The sequence below is a fragment of the Nocardioides kribbensis genome (assembly GCF_015070375.1).
GTDB lineage: Bacteria > Actinomycetota > Actinomycetes > Propionibacteriales > Nocardioidaceae > Nocardioides > Nocardioides kribbensis.
Genome location: NZ_JADCLL010000001.1, coordinates 244,775 through 259,047, shown reverse-complemented (window position 1 = coordinate 259,047; position 14,273 = coordinate 244,775). Strand labels below are relative to the sequence as shown.

Here is a 14,273-nt window from a genome sequence, read left to right as displayed (position 1 = left end):
GGAAGCCGCACCCCGTGGCGACGAGGCGAGGTCGCCTCGCCGCGGCGGGGTGCGTGCGGCGGTGCCCTACCGTTGCCGTCCGTGAACCCCTTCGTCCTCGGTGCGGTGGTCGTCCTCGGCCTCGCCGTCGCCGTCCTGGCCGTCGTGCTCGTGGTGCGCGACGTCGCCGTGCGCCACAGCGACCTGCTCTTCGGCCTGATCGCGCTCCTGGAGCTGGCCCTGCTGGTGCAGCTGGTATCCGGGTCGGTGGCCCTGGCCGGCACGGAGCGCGACGTCGAGGGCGTCACCTTCGTCGCCTACCTGGTCACCAACCTGCTCGCGCTGCCGATCGGGGCCTTCTGGGCCCTCGCCGACAAGACCCGCGTGGGCGGGGCGGTGGTGCTGGTGACGGTGCTCACGGTGCTCGCCCTCCAGCTCCGCCTGGTCTCGATCTGGGCGGGGGCCTGAGGTGCGCGACCCCGCGCTCTCCTCCGGCGCCGGTCGCGTGCTGGTCGCGGGCTACGCCGTCTTCGCCGTGGCGGCCACGGGGCGCTCGGTGCTGCAGCTGGCCACCGAGCCGGGCCGCGCGCCGCTGGCGTACTCGCTCTCGCTGCTCGCCGCTGTGCTCTACGTGCTGGCCACGACCTGCCTGGTCGTGGGCGGCGCCCGTGCGTGGCGGGTGGCCGTGGTGGCCTGCTCGGTCGAGGCGGCCGGGGTCGTCGCCGTCGGGGCGCTGAGCCTGGTCGCCACCGACCTCTTCCCCGACCGGACGGTCTGGTCGCACTTCGGCCAGGGCTACGGCTTCCTGCCCCTCGTGCTGCCGTTCGTGGGGCTGTGGTGGCTGCGCCGCACCCGCCCGGGGGCGCACCCCGGCAGGTAAGGGTCGCCTTCCTTGAACGGCCTCCGGCATTAACGGCACACTGGCGTTGTGGAATTCGACGAGACCTCCCTGCGCAGCGGCGAGCAGCCGCGCGGCGGGGACCAGACGACGCGTCAGCGCGTCGCGCGGTCGATCCTCGTCAACGGCGCCTCCACCGCCGTGGCGCTCGCGGAGCGGCTCGACCTGACGCCGGCCGCCGTGCGCCGCCACCTCGACCAGCTGGTCGAGGAGGGCGCGGTGGAGTCGCGCGAGGCCCGCACCGCCACCCGGGGCCGGGGCCGACCCGCCCGGGCCTTCGTGCTGACCGAGCGGGGCCGCGAGGGCTTCGACCAGCAGTACGACGACCTCGCCGTCCAGGCCCTGCGCTTCCTGTCCGAGACCGGGGGCGATGACGCCGTGCGCGAGTTCGCCGAGCGCCGGGTGGGCTTCATCGAGGAGCGCTTCGGCGTCGTCGAGGCCGCCCACCCCGAGCTCAGCCCCGCGCAGGTGCTCGCCCGGGTGCTCTCGGAGGAGGGCTACGCCGCCGCCGTGCGCGACGTGCCGGTGGGGGAGCAGCTGTGCCAGCAGCACTGCCCGGTGAGCCACGTGGCCCACGAGTTCCCCCAGCTGTGCGAGGCGGAGACCGCGGCCATCGGCCGCGTGCTCGACCGCCACGTGCAGCGCCTGGCCACCATCGCCCACGGCGACGGGGTCTGCACCACCTGCATCCCCGACCTCCCGCAGCAGCACGACCCGCAGGACCCAGACCAGCAGCAGGCCTCCGGCCTCGCGCGCACCACCAGCCAGCAGTCCGCAACCAAGAAGGAGCAGGTCAGCTCATGACGACCATCGACGAGCGCAACCCCGAGCTCGAGGGCATCGGCCGCTACGACTTCGGCTGGGCCGACTCCGACGTCGCCGGCGCCACCGCCAAGCGCGGCCTCTCCGAGGAGGTCGTGCGCGACATCTCCTCCAAGAAGAGCGAGCCGCAGTGGATGCTCGACCTGCGCCTCAAGGGCCTCAAGCTCTTCGGCCGCAAGCCGATGCCGAGCTGGGGCTCGGACCTGTCGGGCATCGACTTCGACAACATCAAGTACTTCGTGCGCTCCTCGGAGAAGCAGGCCGCGACCTGGGACGACCTCCCCGAGGACATCAAGAACACCTACGACAAGCTCGGCATCCCGGAGGCGGAGAAGCAGCGCCTGGTCTCCGGCGTGGCCGCGCAGTACGAGTCGGAGGTCGTCTACCACTCGATCCGCGAGGACCTCGAGGAGCAGGGCGTGCTCTTCCTCGACACCGACACCGCGCTCAAGGAGCACCCGGAGCTCTTCCAGGAGTACTTCGGCACCGTGATCCCGGTCGGCGACAACAAGTTCGCCGCGCTCAACACCTCGGTGTGGTCGGGCGGCTCGTTCATCTACGTGCCCAAGGGCGTCCACGTGGACATCCCGCTCCAGGCCTACTTCCGCATCAACACCGAGAACATGGGCCAGTTCGAGCGCACGCTGATCATCGTCGACGAGGACGCCTACGTGCACTACGTCGAGGGCTGCACCGCGCCGATCTACTCCTCCGACTCGCTGCACTCCGCGGTCGTGGAGATCATCGTCAAGAAGGGCGGCCGCTGCCGCTACACGACCATCCAGAACTGGTCGAACAACGTCTACAACCTCGTCACCAAGCGCGCCACCTGCGAGGCCGGCGCGACCATGGAGTGGGTCGACGGCAACATCGGCTCCAAGGTGACGATGAAGTACCCCGCCATCTACCTCATGGGCGAGCACGCGAAGGGCGAGACGCTGTCGATCGCCTTCGCCGGCGAGGGCCAGCACCAGGACGCCGGCGCCAAGATGGTGCACGCCGCCCCGCACACCTCCTCCTCGATCCTGTCGAAGTCGGTGGCCCGCGGCGGCGGCCGGACCTCCTACCGCGGCCTGATCCAGGTCAACGAGGGCGCCCACGGCTCGAAGTCCAACGTGCTGTGCGACGCGCTGCTGGTCGACCAGGTCAGCCGCTCCGACACCTACCCCTACGTCGACATCCGCGAGGACGACGTCTCGATGGGCCACGAGGCCAGCGTCTCCAAGGTCTCCGACGACCAGCTCTTCTACCTGATGAGCCGCGGCATGGAGCAGGACGAGGCCATGGCCATGATCGTGCGCGGCTTCGTCGAGCCGATCGCCAAGGAGCTGCCGATGGAGTACGCCCTCGAGCTCAACCGCCTCATCGAGCTGCAGATGGAGGGCGCGGTCGGCTGAGCCGGCCCCACCCACTCCCTGCGCAGCCGCAGCGACCGACGTACCCACCAGCACCAGGAAGACACTTTTCGTGACTGTGACCGATGCTGCCCGCGAGAGCGTGGCATCCGCCCTCGAGGCCGACCAGGTGGTCAGCCACCTCAACCCGCCCGCGTCCTACGACCTCGCCGACCACCCGGTGCCCACCGGGCGCGAGGAGATCTGGCGCTTCACGCCGCTCAAGCGGCTGCGCGGGGTGCTCGAGGGCACGCCCTCCGACGACCGCCTGACGTGGGACACCACGCTGCCCGACGGCGTCACCGTGAGCACGATCAGCACCGCCGAGGCGCGCGCGCTCGGTGAGCTGGCGCCCAACGACCGTCCCTCGGCGCTGGCCGTCGAGCTCGCCGGCGGGGCCACGCTCGTCGACGTGCCGGCTGAGCTGGAGACCGACGGACCCGTGCTGATCGACCTGCACGGCGAGTCGGCCGACCAGCTGGTCTGGGGCCACCTGGTGATCCGCGTCGGCGCCTACGCCAAGGCCACGGTCGTGCTCACCCACACCGGCTCCGCGCGCTACTCCGCCACGACCTCGGTGCTCGTGGGCGAGGGCGCCCAGGTCAACGTGCTGACGCTCCAGGACTGGGACGACGACGCGGTCCACCTGGGCCGCGACGCCATCCGCGTCGGTCGTGACGCCACCGTGCGCCACACCGCGGTCTCCTTCGGCGGCGACCTGGTGCGCCTGCACGCCAACGTCGAGTACGACGGCCCCGGCGGCGACGCCGAGCTGCTCGGTCTCTACTTCGCCGACGCCGGCCAGCACCTCGAGCACCGCCTCTTCGCCGACCACAACGCCCCGAAGACCAAGAGCAACGTGGTCTACAAGGGCGCCCTGCAGGGCGAGGGCGCGCACGCGGTGTGGATCGGCAACGTCCTCATCCGCAAGGTCGCCGAGGGCATCGAGACCTACGAGGAGAACCGCAACCTGGTGCTCACCGACGGCTGCCAGGCCGACTCCGTGCCGAACCTCGAGATCGAGACCGGCGAGATCGAGGGCGCCGGCCACGCCTCGGCCGTCGGCCGCTTCGACGACGAGCAGCTGTTCTACCTGCGCTCGCGCGGCGTCTCCGAGCCGGAGGCGCGCCGCCTGGTGGTGCACGGCTTCTTCAACGACCTCGTCCGCAAGGTCGGCGTGCCCTCGGTGGAGGAGAAGCTCCTCGCCACCGTCGAGGAGGAGCTGTCGAAGAACGTCCTGCAGGAGCTGTCCTGATGGGCTTCACCCGCGCCTGCGCGCTCGACGAGATCCCGACCGACGAGGGCTTCGCCGCCACCGTCGACGGCGTCGACGTGGCGCTGGCCCGCGAGGGCGAGGAGGTCTTCGCCCTGCAGGACCTCTGCTCCCACGCCGCCGTCGCGCTGAGCGAGGGCGAGGTCGCCCCGGGCGCCGGCGGGCAGTGCCAGATCGAGTGCTGGCTGCACGGCTCCCGCTTCGACCTGCGCACCGGCAAGCCCACCGGCTTCCCGGCCACCGAGCCCGTCGCGACCTTCCCCGTGGAGGTCCGCGACGGTGAGGTGCACGTCGACGTCACGACGACGCTGAACGGCGTCAAGCCGGCCTGAGCCGGCACCCCACCACTTCCGACCCGGCTCCTCCGAGCCACCCCACCAGGAGAAGGACCACACATGAGCACGCTGGAGATCAAGGACCTGCACGTCTCGGTCGACACCGAGGACGGGCCCAAGGAGATCCTCAAGGGCGTCACGCTGACCATCGGCGACAACGAGACCCACGCGATCATGGGCCCCAACGGCTCGGGCAAGTCGACCCTGGCCTACTCGATCGCCGGGCACCCCAAGTACACCGTCACCGGCGGCACCGTGACCCTCGACGGTGAGGACGTCCTGGCCATGAGCGTCGACGAGCGCGCCCGCGCCGGACTCTTCCTGGCCATGCAGTACCCCGTGGAGGTGCCCGGCGTCTCGGTGTCGAACTTCCTGCGCACCGCCAAGACCGCCATCGACGGCGAGGCCCCCAAGCTGCGCACGTGGGTGAAGGACGTCAACGGCGCCCTCGAGCGGCTCAACCTCGACCCGTCCTTCGGCACCCGCTCGGTCAACGAGGGCTTCTCCGGCGGCGAGAAGAAGCGCCACGAGATCGCCCAGCTCGAGCTGCTGGCCCCCAAGGTCGCCGTGCTCGACGAGACCGACTCCGGCCTCGACATCGACGCGCTCAAGATCGTCTCGGAGGGCGTCAACCGCTTCCGTGAGCAGGAGGGCAAGGGCGTGCTGCTGATCACGCACTACACCCGCATCCTGCGCTACATCACCCCCGACTACGTGCACGTCTTCGTCGACGGCAAGGTCGCCGACCAGGGCGGCCCGGAGCTGGCCGACCAGCTCGAGGCCGAGGGCTACGACAAGTACGTCAAGGCGGCGGTCTGACCATGTCGAGCCAGACCGCGGCGCGCCTCGACGGCCTCCTGCCCGAGCTGGAGGTGATCCGCGCCGACTTCCCGATCCTGTCGCGGACCCTGGCCGACGGCCAGCCGCTGGTCTACCTCGACAGCGCCAACACCTCGCAGAAGCCGCAGTGCGTGATCGACGCGATGGTCGACCACCTCGAGCGGCACAACGCCAACGTCGCCCGCGCCATGCACCAGCTGGGCGCGGAGTCCTCGGAGGCCTTCGAGGCGGCCCGCGACAAGGTGGCGGCCTTCATCGGCGCTCCCAGCCGCGACGAGGTGCTCTTCACCAAGAACGCCTCCGAGGCGCTCAACCTGGTGGCCAACACCCTCGCGTGGGCCCGCGGCCCGCTCGAGGTGGGCGAGGGCGACGAGATCGTCATCACCGAGATGGAGCACCACTCCAACATCGTGCCGTGGCAGCTGCTGACCCAGCGCACGGGCGCGACGCTGCGCTGGTTCGGGCTGACCGACGAGGGCCACCTCGACCTGTCGGCCGTGGACGACCTCATCACCGAGCGCACCAAGGTCGTCTCGCTGACCTGGGTGTCGAACATGCTCGGCACGGTCAACCCGGTCGCGGCGATCACCAAGCGCGCCCACGAGGTCGGCGCCCTCGTCGTGGTCGACGCCTCCCAGGCCGCCCCGCAGCTGCCGATCGACCTCGCGGCCATGCCCGAGGACGAGCGGCCCGACTTCCTGGCCTTCACCGGCCACAAGGTCGTCGGGCCCACCGGGATCGGCGTGCTCTGGGGTGCCCGCGCGGTGCTCGAGGCGCTGCCGCCGTTCCTCGGCGGTGGCGAGATGATCGAGACCGTGCGCATGGAGTCCTCGACCTACGCCGGGATCCCGCACAAGTTCGAGGCCGGCACCCCGCCGATCGTCGAGGCCGTGGGCCTGGGCGCGGCCGTCGACTACCTCTCGGCCGTGGGCCTCGACGCGGTGCACGCCCACGAGCAGGCGCTGACCGGCTACGCCCTCGAGGGCCTGGCCACGGTGCCCGGTCTGAGGGTGCTCGGCCCGCTCGACGCCCGCGAGCGCGGTGGCGCGATCTCCTTCGAGATCGACGGGGTCCACCCCCACGACGTCGCGCAGGTGCTCGACGTGCGCGGCATCGCCGTGCGGGCCGGCCACCACTGTGCGCGACCCGCCCACGCCCGCTTCGGTGTGCAGAGCTCCACGCGCATGTCGTCGTACCTCTACACGACGCCGACGGAGATCGACGCGCTCGTGGAGGCGCTGCACTACACGCGCAGCTACTTCAAGCTCTGAGCCCGCACCACCCCGCACGACCCCGACCCGATCACCCCACACCGACCCCGGAGGGAGGCGGCCCGATGAGTGCCGAGCTCGACTCGCTGTACCAGGAGATCATCCTGGACCACTACAAGAACCCGCACCACAAGGGACTGCGCGACCCCTACGAGGCCGAGGTCCACCACGTCAACCCGACCTGCGGTGACGAGGTGACCCTGCGCGTGCACGTCGCCGACGGGGTCGTCGCCGACGTCTCCTACGACTCGGTGGGCTGCTCGATCTCGCAGGCCTCGGCCTCGGTGATGACCGACCTCGTCATCGGCAAGCCGGTCGCCGAGGCGATGGCGGTCCACGAGGAGTTCCTCGCCCTGATGCAGGGCAAGGGCACCGTGGAGCCCGACGAGGAGGTCCTCGAGGACGGCATCGCCTTCGCCGGTGTCGCCAAGTTCCCCGCTCGCGTGAAGTGCGCCCTGCTGTCGTGGATGGCCTGGAAGGACGCCACGACCCGTTCCCTGGAGGAGACCCCATGACCGAGACCTCGCCCACCCCCGACCACGCCGACCTCCCCGACGTGCCGGAGGCCGCCGCCGGCGGCGTCGGCACCTCGACGGTCAGCAAGGACGACGTCTACGAGGCGATGAAGGACGTCGTCGACCCCGAGCTCGGCATCAACGTCGTCGACCTCGGCCTCGTCTACGACCTGCACCTCGACGAGCGCAGCAACCTGGTCATCGACATGACGCTGACCTCGGCGGCCTGCCCGCTGACCGACGTCATCTCCGACCAGACCGACTCCGCCCTCGAGGGCCTGGTCAACGACGTGGCCATCAACTGGGTCTGGATGCCGCCGTGGGGGCCCGACAAGATCACCCCCGACGGCCGCGAGCAGCTGCGCGCCCTCGGCTTCAACGTCTGAGCCGAGCGCTGGGGCCCCGCCCTCGACCCCGCGCCCTCACCGAGGGCCGCTGCGGTCGGGTGGCGGGGTTTGCGCTGTCCGGGACGGGTGCGGGGCTCGTGGGCTGCTGACGTGGCGCAATTGCTGAGGTCCGGTGGGGTCGGGTGGCGGGGTTTGCGTGGTTCGGGGTGGGTGCGGGGCTCGTGGGCTGCTGAAGTGGCGCAATTGCCGAGCAGCCGACGGGCCGGCGGGCCGCCTGCGTAGGCTCCGGACATGACCGGCACCGACGACCCCGAGGCCCTGCCGCCTAGCACCGAGGGGTTCGTGCCCGACCACCCCGAGGTGCGCGCCTTCTGGGAGCGCGCCCGGGTCCACGCCCGTCTCAACGTCGCGCCGACCTACTTCGGCCCCACCACCCTGGAGGTGGTGCCGCCGCCGGCGTGGTCCTTCGGGTCCACCCCGGAGCAGGCCGACGCCCTGCTGGCCCTGGTGCTCGACGGCACCAAGACGGCCACGGCCAGCGCGGCCGAGGAGTACGGCGAGGAGCCGCTGCCCCGACCGGGTCAGCTCGGCATCCTCCTCGACGGTCGCGGTCGTCCGCGGGCGCTGGTGGAGACCACCGCGGTGGAGGTCGTCGCCTTCGACCGCGTCGACGCCGAGCACGCCCGCCTCGAGGGCGAGGGCGACCGCAGCCTCGCCCACTGGCGCGAGGTGCACGAGCGCTTCTTCGCCGAGACGGCCGGCCCCGGGCGCGGCTTCGACCCCTCCATGCCGGTGGTGCTCGAGCGGCTGCGGGTGGTCTGGGCCGAGCCCGACGGCCCCGGCGGCCGGTGAGCGGCCCGGGCGGCGCCGTGGCGCGCGGCACCGGAGCGGAGACGGTCCTGGTGCCGCTCTCCCGGCTCGAGCGCTGGGTGGTCAACTTCCGCGCCCGCCACGGCGCGACGGCCCTCGCGGTGGCAGGAGGCGCGCTCACCGGGGCGGCGGAGGACTCCTCCACCTTCACGGCCCGACTGCCCTTCGACGCGGCGTACGCCGGCCTGCCCGACCCGGGCGCCTTCGCGGCCGTGGCCACGACGCCCGACGACTGGGGCCTGCTGCTGGTGCGCAAGGGCGGCTTCGCGGTGGCCCGGCTGAGCGGCGGGGCCACGGTGGCCTCCAAGGTCGGCCAGCGGCACGTGCAGGGCCGCACCAAGGCCGGCGGACAGAGCCAGCAGCGCTTCGCGCGCCGCCGTGACAACCAGGCCCGTCAGGCCTACGAGGCCGCCGCCGACCACGCGGCCCGGCTGCTCGGCGACCTGCGCGGTCCGCTCGTGGGCGGCGGCGACCGCACGGCGGTCGAGGAGGTGCTCGCCGACCCCCGCCTGCGTCGACTCGTACCGGTCGAGCCGTGGCTGCCGGTGCCCGACCCCCGGCGGGCCGTGCTCGAGCAGGCGGCGCGCGACGCGGCGGCCGTGCGGGTCACGGTGGTCAACGCGGCCGCCGGGCCGGTGGAGGCGACATGAGCACCCGGCTGCTGCTGCTCGCCGACACCCACCTGCCGAAGCGGGCCAGGGCGCTGCCCGAGGAGCTGTGGGACGCGGTCGCGCGGGCCGACCTGGTCGTGCACGCCGGCGACTGGGTGGAGGTCGGCCTGCTCGACGAGCTGGAGGAGCGGAGCACCCGACTGGTGGGCGTCTGGGGCAACAACGACGGCCCCGCCCTGCGGGCCCGGCTGCCCGAGGTGGCGCGGGTCGAGGTCGAGGGCCTGCGCCTCGAGGTGGTGCACGAGACCGGCGACGCGCGCGGCCGGGAGCGGCGCTGCGACCTGGCCCACCCCGACACCGACCTGCTGGTCTTCGGCCACAGCCACGTGCCGTGGGACAGCGTCACCGAGGGTGGCATGCGGTTGCTCAACCCCGGGTCGCCCACCGACCGGCGCCGCCAGCCGCACTGCACCTACGTGACCGCCACCGTCGCCGCGGGGGAGGTCCACGACGTCGTGCTGCACCGGCTGCCACCACGGGTGCCGTCGGGTCGGTCCCCGCGTGCACCCGCGCGCCGCGCCTGATCTGCCGTCCTCCTGGCCCCGCAGGCCCTAGTCTCCCCAGCATGTGGCAGCCCGAGCCCGGCTGGCACCCGCTCCCCGGAGGCTCCGGCGCCTCCACCGTGGGGGCGTGGCGCGCGGTCCGCGGCGACCAGCCGGTGGTGGTGAAGCGGCTCGCCGCGCCCGTCGACGACGACCCGCCGGAGCTGTCGGACCCCCACCACTTCGCGTACTGGCGCCGCGACGCCGACGTGGCCGGCGCGCTCGTGGTGGACCGTGCTCCGGGCCTGCGACCCCCCGCGGTCTGCGACGTGGAGGAGGACCCCGACGGCATCACCCTGGTGCGGGAGTGGGTCGAGGACGCCGCCGTCAACGGGCTCTTCGCCGCGCACGCCATGGGCCGCTTCGCCGGGGCCGACCTCCCCGACCTGCCGTGGCTGGCCCGCGACCAGCTGCGCGACCGGCTGCGCCGCACCGAGCGCCGCGGCGGCTGGCCGACGCTGGCCCGCACGACCGTCGCCGACGTGGCCGACCACCTGTGGCGGCGGCGGGTGGTCTTCCTCGACGCCGTCGACGCGCTGCCGCAGGTCGCCCAGCACGGCGACCCGACACCGGCCAACCTGCCGGGCCGAGCCGGCGACGAGGTGGTCGCCATCGACTGGGGCAGCCTCGGCCGCGGGGCGGTCGGCGCCGACCTCGGCTACTACGCGCTCTCGGCGCGCGAGGAGTTCGAGCCCCTGCTCGACGCCTACCTGCTCGGGCTCCCCGCGGGGGTCGCGACCCGCGACCAGGCGGCGCTCGGTGCTCGGGTGACCGCGGTCTTCACCGCGCTCAGCCGCGCCGAGTGGGCGCTGGCGCGCGTGGCCGGGGGAGAGGGCGCCCTGGCCGGCAAGTACCGCCACCCCGCCGTCGCACCCCACCTGCGCGCCCTCCAGCGCCAGTTCCCCCTGGTCGAGGCGCTCCTCCAGCACTGACGGCGGCGCCCACGGAGCCGCCGGAGGCCCTCAGAGGTCGTCGGTGGCGAAGGTGTCGCAGTCCTCCAGCGTCCCGCCGGCGTAGCCGACCCCGAACCAGCGTTGCCGTGAGGCCGACGAGCCGTGGGTCCAGCTCTCCTCGTCGACGGTGCCCTGGGCCTGCTGCTGGATCCGGTCGTCGCCGACCGCGGCGGCCGCGCCGAGGGCCTGGCGGATGTCGTCGTCGGTGAGCTCCGCGACCAGCACCTGCCCGGAGGAGTCCTCGGTCGTCGTGGCGGCGTGCGCCCACATGCCGGCGTAGCAGTCGGCCTGGAGCTCCAGTCGCACCGAGTCCGACCGCGGGCCCTCCTGGGTGCGGACCCGTCCCATCGTGCCCAGCAGGTTCTGGACGTGGTGGCCGTACTCGTGAGCCAGCACGTAGGGCTCCACGAAACCGCCGTCGGGTCCGCCGAGCTGGTCCTCGAGCACCTGGTCGAAGAAGGCGGTGTCGAGGTAGATCGTCTCGTCGGGCGGACAGTAGAACGGCCCCACGGCCGAGGTCGCCTCGCCGCAGCCGTCGGTCGCGACCGACCCGGTGAAGGTCACCAGCGCCTGCTCGGCACGGAACCGCGAGCCGAGCTGCTCGGCCCAGAAGTCGGTGAGGGAGTTCTCCACCGCCACGCGGGCGCAGTCGGCGGAGGCGTTGGCGTCCTCCCCGGTCTCGCACCCGGCGTAGCGGTCGGTGCCGGCGTCCATCCGGCTCGTGTCGTACGCCGAGGAGCCCGCACCGCCCGGGTCGGACCCCCCGCCCCCGACGCACTGGGTCAGCACCAGGACGAGCACCACCAGCACCACGGCGCCGATCCCGCCGCCCCCGACCAGCCCGCCCGGCAGCGCACTGCCCCCGCCGCCCCCGCCGCCCCCGCCGCCCAGCGCGCCGCCGAGCGGTCCTCCGGAGCGGGACGCACGACCGCGGCCGCGGTCGCGGGTGCGTCCGGTGTCGAGACGGGCCTTGGGGTTGAAGCGCATGGCGGGGCTCCTGTGTCGCATCGCACCCCGGGCGGAGGCGCTGGTGGTCGGGACGGCCCGCGCGCGGACCTAGACTGGTGACCCTATGATCACCGCCCACCAGCTCGAGGTCCGCGCCGGAGCCCGGCTCCTCATGGAGGACGTGAGCTTCCGCGTCGCCGCCGGCGACAAGGTCGGCCTGGTCGGTCGCAACGGCGCCGGCAAGACCACGCTCACCAAGATCCTCGCCGGCGAGGCGCTCCCCGCCGCCGGCAGCGTCACCAGCTCCGGCGACGTCGGCTACCTGCCCCAGGACCCGCGCACGGGCGACCCCGAGGTGATGGCGCGCGACCGGATCCTCAGCGCCCGCGGCCTCGACGACGTGGTGCGGCGGCTGCGCGACGCGGAGGAGCAGATGGCCTCCGAGGACCCGGCCGTGGCCGACAAGGCGATGCGCCGCTGGAGCCGCGCCGACGCCGAGCTGCACGCCGGCGGCGGCTACGCCGCCGAGTCGGAGGCGGCCACCATCGCCGCCAGCCTCGGCATCGAGGAGCGGCTGATGACCCAGCCGCTGAAGACCCTCTCCGGCGGTCAGCGCCGCCGCGTCGAGCTGGCCCGCATCCTCTTCTCCGGCGCCGAGGTGCTCATCCTCGACGAGCCCACCAACCACCTCGACGCCGACTCCATCGTGTGGCTGCGCGACTTCCTCAAGGCCCACAAGGGCGGCTTCATCGTGATCAGCCACGACAACGCCCTGCTCGAGGAGACCGTCAACAAGGTCATGCACCTCGACGCCAACCGTGCCGTCATCGACGTCTACAACATGGGGTGGCGCCACTACCTCACCCAGCGCGAGACCGACGAGAAGCGTCGGCGCCGCGAGCGGATGAACGCCGAGAACAAGGCCAAGACCCTCACCGACCAGGCCAACAAGATGCGGGCCAAGGCCAGCAAGGCCCAGGCCGCGCAGTCGATGCTCAAGCGTGCCGAGAAGATGATGGCCGGCATCGAGGGCGAGCGCGCCGCCGACAAGGTGGCCCGCATCCAGTTCCCCGCCCCGGCCGCCTGCGGCAAGACCCCCCTGACGGGTCAGGACCTCTCCAAGGCCTACGGGTCGCTGGAGGTCTTCACCGGCGTCGACCTGGCCATCGACAAGGGATCGCGCGTGGTCATCCTCGGCCTCAACGGCGCCGGCAAGACCACGATGCTGCGGATCCTGGCCGGCGTCGACCGCTCCGACACCGGCGAGGTCGTGCCGGGCCACGGGCTCAAGCTGGGCTACTACGCCCAGGAGCACGAGACCCTCGACACCAGCCGCACGGTCCTGGAGAACATGCAGAGCGCGGCCCCGCAGCTCACCGACACCGAGGCCCGCAGCGTGCTGGGCTCATTCCTGTTCTCGGGCGACGACGCCAACAAGCCCGCCGCGGTGCTCTCGGGAGGGGAGAAGACCCGGCTCGCGCTGGCGAGCCTCGTGGTCTCCAGCGCCAACGTGCTGCTGCTCGACGAGCCCACCAACAACCTCGACCCGGCCTCCCGCGAGGAGGTGCTGGCCGCGATCCGCACCTACGAGGGCGCGATCATCCTCGTCACCCACGACGAGGGCGCGGTGCGCGCTCTGGAGCCCGACCGCGTGCTGCTGCTGCCCGACGGCGACGAGGACCTCTGGAACGACGGCTACGCCGACCTGGTGTCGCTGGCCTGACCTCCGGCCCGGCGACGCGGTGTCGGCGGGGGTTCCTAGACTCCGGTCATGACCACCGCCCCCGTCGTCCCGCTCGACCCCGACCTGCTCGCCGCGGCCCACCTGCGGGTCGACCGCACCGGACCGGTGGTGACGGTGACCCTCGACCGGCCGGAGGCGCGCAACGCGCAGACGCCCACGACGTGGCGGGCGCTGGCCGCGGTCGGGGCCTCCCTCGACGACGAGGTGCGCGTCGTGGTGCTGCGCGGTGCGGGCGCGAGCTTCTCCGCCGGCCTCGACCGCTCGATGCTCGACCCCACGCGGTCGGCGCCGGGCGTGGAGTCGGTGGTCGACCTGCTGGCCATGGACGACGCGGGCATGTCGGCGACCATCGACGACTACCAGCGCGGCTTCACCTGGCTGCGCGACCCGCGCTGGGTCTCGGTCGCGGCGGTGCAGGGCCACGCCATCGGTGCCGGCTTCCAGCTCGCCCTCTCCTGCGACCTGCGCGTGCTCGGCGACGACGCCCAGCTGTGCATGAAGGAGGCCGCCCTGGGCCTGGTGCCGGACCTCACGGGAACAAAACCCCTGGTCGAGGCGGTTGGCTACGCGAGGGCGCTGGAGATCTGTGCGACCGCCCGGGTGGTGCCGGCCGAGGAGGCCGTCAGCATCGGTCTCGCGCTGGCGGCCGTGCCGACCGACCAGCTCGACGACACGGTCGCGCACCTCGTCGCCGCCCTGGTCGCCCCGATGAGCGGGGCGGTCCGCGAGGCCAAGGCCCTGCTGCTCTCGGCGTCGAGCACCCCGCTCGAGGAGCAGCGTCGTCTGGAGCGCGAGGCGCAGGGTCGCCGGTTCCGCGAGCTCGCGGCGCTGGCCGGGGCCTGACCCGGGCCCCAGGGGCCTGACGGAGACG

Annotated in this window: 17 protein-coding genes; 16 read left to right on the top strand and 1 reads right to left on the bottom strand. The window is 72.9% G+C overall.

Annotated elements, in window-relative coordinates:
- Positions 1-81: 81 nt before the first annotated feature.
- The 14 genes from IR170_RS01280 to IR170_RS01215 all read left to right on the top strand — a co-directional run bounded on the left by IR170_RS01280 (position 82) and on the right by IR170_RS01215 (position 10,689).
- Positions 82-447: a hypothetical protein gene (locus IR170_RS01280; RefSeq protein WP_193660913.1), complete on the top strand. Its 366-nt coding sequence runs from the start codon at positions 82-84 to the stop codon at positions 445-447.
- 1 nt (position 448) lies between these two features.
- Positions 449-859 (top strand): hypothetical protein, encoded by a 411-nt coding sequence (locus IR170_RS01275; RefSeq protein ID WP_193660912.1) that lies wholly within the window; start codon positions 449-451, stop codon positions 857-859.
- Between the two features lie 48 nt (positions 860-907).
- Positions 908-1,681, top strand: coding sequence for a helix-turn-helix transcriptional regulator (locus IR170_RS01270; protein WP_193660911.1), 774 nt, complete (start codon positions 908-910; stop codon positions 1,679-1,681).
- A complete protein-coding gene (gene sufB, locus IR170_RS01265) occupies positions 1,678-3,096 on the top strand; it encodes a Fe-S cluster assembly protein SufB (protein ID WP_193660910.1) in 1,419 nt (472 codons plus the stop codon). The genes IR170_RS01270 and sufB overlap by 4 nt, the downstream gene beginning before the upstream one ends.
- A 70-nt stretch (positions 3,097-3,166) precedes the next feature.
- Positions 3,167-4,348 carry a Fe-S cluster assembly protein SufD gene (gene sufD / locus IR170_RS01260; protein WP_193660909.1) on the top strand — a complete coding sequence of 394 codons (1,182 nt, stop codon included), beginning with the start codon at positions 3,167-3,169 and terminating at the stop codon, positions 4,346-4,348.
- Positions 4,348-4,698 carry a non-heme iron oxygenase ferredoxin subunit gene (locus tag IR170_RS01255; protein WP_056864350.1) on the top strand — a complete coding sequence of 117 codons (351 nt, stop codon included), beginning with the start codon at positions 4,348-4,350 and terminating at the stop codon, positions 4,696-4,698. Before sufD ends, IR170_RS01255 begins: the two co-directional genes overlap by 1 nt.
- A 63-nt stretch (positions 4,699-4,761) precedes the next feature.
- Entirely contained in the window at positions 4,762-5,520 is a 759-nt protein-coding gene (sufC, locus tag IR170_RS01250) for a Fe-S cluster assembly ATPase SufC (protein ID WP_056864351.1), read from the top strand.
- Between the two features lie 2 nt (positions 5,521-5,522).
- Complete coding sequence (locus IR170_RS01245) at positions 5,523-6,812, top strand: cysteine desulfurase (RefSeq protein ID WP_193660908.1); 1,290 nt, start codon at positions 5,523-5,525, stop codon at positions 6,810-6,812.
- A gap of 65 nt (positions 6,813-6,877) precedes the next feature.
- On the top strand, positions 6,878-7,327 hold the full coding sequence (sufU, locus tag IR170_RS01240) for a Fe-S cluster assembly sulfur transfer protein SufU (RefSeq protein ID WP_056864353.1): 450 nt from the start codon (positions 6,878-6,880) through the stop codon (positions 7,325-7,327).
- Positions 7,324-7,713, top strand: a complete 390-nt coding sequence (locus IR170_RS01235; protein ID WP_056864354.1) for a metal-sulfur cluster assembly factor — start codon at positions 7,324-7,326, stop codon at positions 7,711-7,713. The genes sufU and IR170_RS01235 overlap by 4 nt, the downstream gene beginning before the upstream one ends.
- Before the next feature lie 252 nt (positions 7,714-7,965).
- Positions 7,966-8,526 carry an ASCH domain-containing protein gene (locus IR170_RS01230; RefSeq protein ID WP_193660907.1) on the top strand — a complete coding sequence of 187 codons (561 nt, stop codon included), beginning with the start codon at positions 7,966-7,968 and terminating at the stop codon, positions 8,524-8,526.
- A 50-nt stretch (positions 8,527-8,576) separates the two neighbouring features.
- On the top strand, positions 8,577-9,194 hold the full coding sequence (locus IR170_RS01225) for an acVLRF1 family peptidyl-tRNA hydrolase (RefSeq protein ID WP_319804849.1): 618 nt from the start codon (positions 8,577-8,579) through the stop codon (positions 9,192-9,194).
- Complete coding sequence (locus IR170_RS01220) at positions 9,191-9,739, top strand: metallophosphoesterase family protein (RefSeq protein WP_056904002.1); 549 nt, start codon at positions 9,191-9,193, stop codon at positions 9,737-9,739. The genes IR170_RS01225 and IR170_RS01220 overlap by 4 nt, the downstream gene beginning before the upstream one ends.
- A 41-nt stretch (positions 9,740-9,780) precedes the next feature.
- Entirely contained in the window at positions 9,781-10,689 is a 909-nt protein-coding gene (locus tag IR170_RS01215) for a hypothetical protein (RefSeq protein ID WP_056904003.1), read from the top strand.
- 30 nt (positions 10,690-10,719) lie between these two features.
- Here the strand turns inward: IR170_RS01215 and ypfJ are convergent, their stop codons facing one another.
- Positions 10,720-11,697 (bottom strand): KPN_02809 family neutral zinc metallopeptidase, encoded by a 978-nt coding sequence (gene ypfJ / locus IR170_RS01210; protein WP_193660906.1) that lies wholly within the window; start codon positions 11,695-11,697, stop codon positions 10,720-10,722.
- An 85-nt stretch (positions 11,698-11,782) separates the two neighbouring features.
- Here ypfJ and IR170_RS01205 point away from each other — a divergent pair, with 85 nt between their 5' ends.
- Positions 11,783-13,381 (top strand): ABC-F family ATP-binding cassette domain-containing protein, encoded by a 1,599-nt coding sequence (locus IR170_RS01205; protein WP_056904005.1) that lies wholly within the window; start codon positions 11,783-11,785, stop codon positions 13,379-13,381.
- A 48-nt stretch (positions 13,382-13,429) separates the two neighbouring features.
- On the top strand, positions 13,430-14,245 hold the full coding sequence (locus IR170_RS01200; protein ID WP_193660905.1) for an enoyl-CoA hydratase/isomerase family protein: 816 nt from the start codon (positions 13,430-13,432) through the stop codon (positions 14,243-14,245).
- Positions 14,246-14,273 lie beyond the last annotated feature (28 nt).

What these genes read in the sequence shown, in the direction of transcription:
- IR170_RS01235 (WP_056864354.1), top strand. Translation starts at nt 7,324, where the DNA reads ATGACCGAGACCTCGCCCACCCCCGACCACGCCGACCTCCCCGACGTG.
- sufB (WP_193660910.1), top strand. Translation starts at nt 1,678, where the DNA reads ATGACGACCATCGACGAGCGCAACCCCGAGCTCGAGGGCATCGGCCGC.
- sufU (WP_056864353.1), top strand. Translation starts at nt 6,878, where the DNA reads ATGAGTGCCGAGCTCGACTCGCTGTACCAGGAGATCATCCTGGACCAC.
- IR170_RS01245 (WP_193660908.1), top strand. Translation starts at nt 5,523, where the DNA reads ATGTCGAGCCAGACCGCGGCGCGCCTCGACGGCCTCCTGCCCGAGCTG.
- sufC (WP_056864351.1), top strand. Translation starts at nt 4,762, where the DNA reads ATGAGCACGCTGGAGATCAAGGACCTGCACGTCTCGGTCGACACCGAG.
- IR170_RS01215 (WP_056904003.1), top strand. Translation starts at nt 9,781, where the DNA reads ATGTGGCAGCCCGAGCCCGGCTGGCACCCGCTCCCCGGAGGCTCCGGC.
- IR170_RS01220 (WP_056904002.1), top strand. Translation starts at nt 9,191, where the DNA reads ATGAGCACCCGGCTGCTGCTGCTCGCCGACACCCACCTGCCGAAGCGG.
- IR170_RS01255 (WP_056864350.1), top strand. Translation starts at nt 4,348, where the DNA reads ATGGGCTTCACCCGCGCCTGCGCGCTCGACGAGATCCCGACCGACGAG.
- IR170_RS01230 (WP_193660907.1), top strand. Translation starts at nt 7,966, where the DNA reads ATGACCGGCACCGACGACCCCGAGGCCCTGCCGCCTAGCACCGAGGGG.
- IR170_RS01205 (WP_056904005.1), top strand. Translation starts at nt 11,783, where the DNA reads ATGATCACCGCCCACCAGCTCGAGGTCCGCGCCGGAGCCCGGCTCCTC.
- IR170_RS01200 (WP_193660905.1), top strand. Translation starts at nt 13,430, where the DNA reads ATGACCACCGCCCCCGTCGTCCCGCTCGACCCCGACCTGCTCGCCGCG.
- ypfJ (WP_193660906.1), bottom strand. Translation starts at nt 11,697, where the DNA reads ATGCGCTTCAACCCCAAGGCCCGTCTCGACACCGGACGCACCCGCGAC.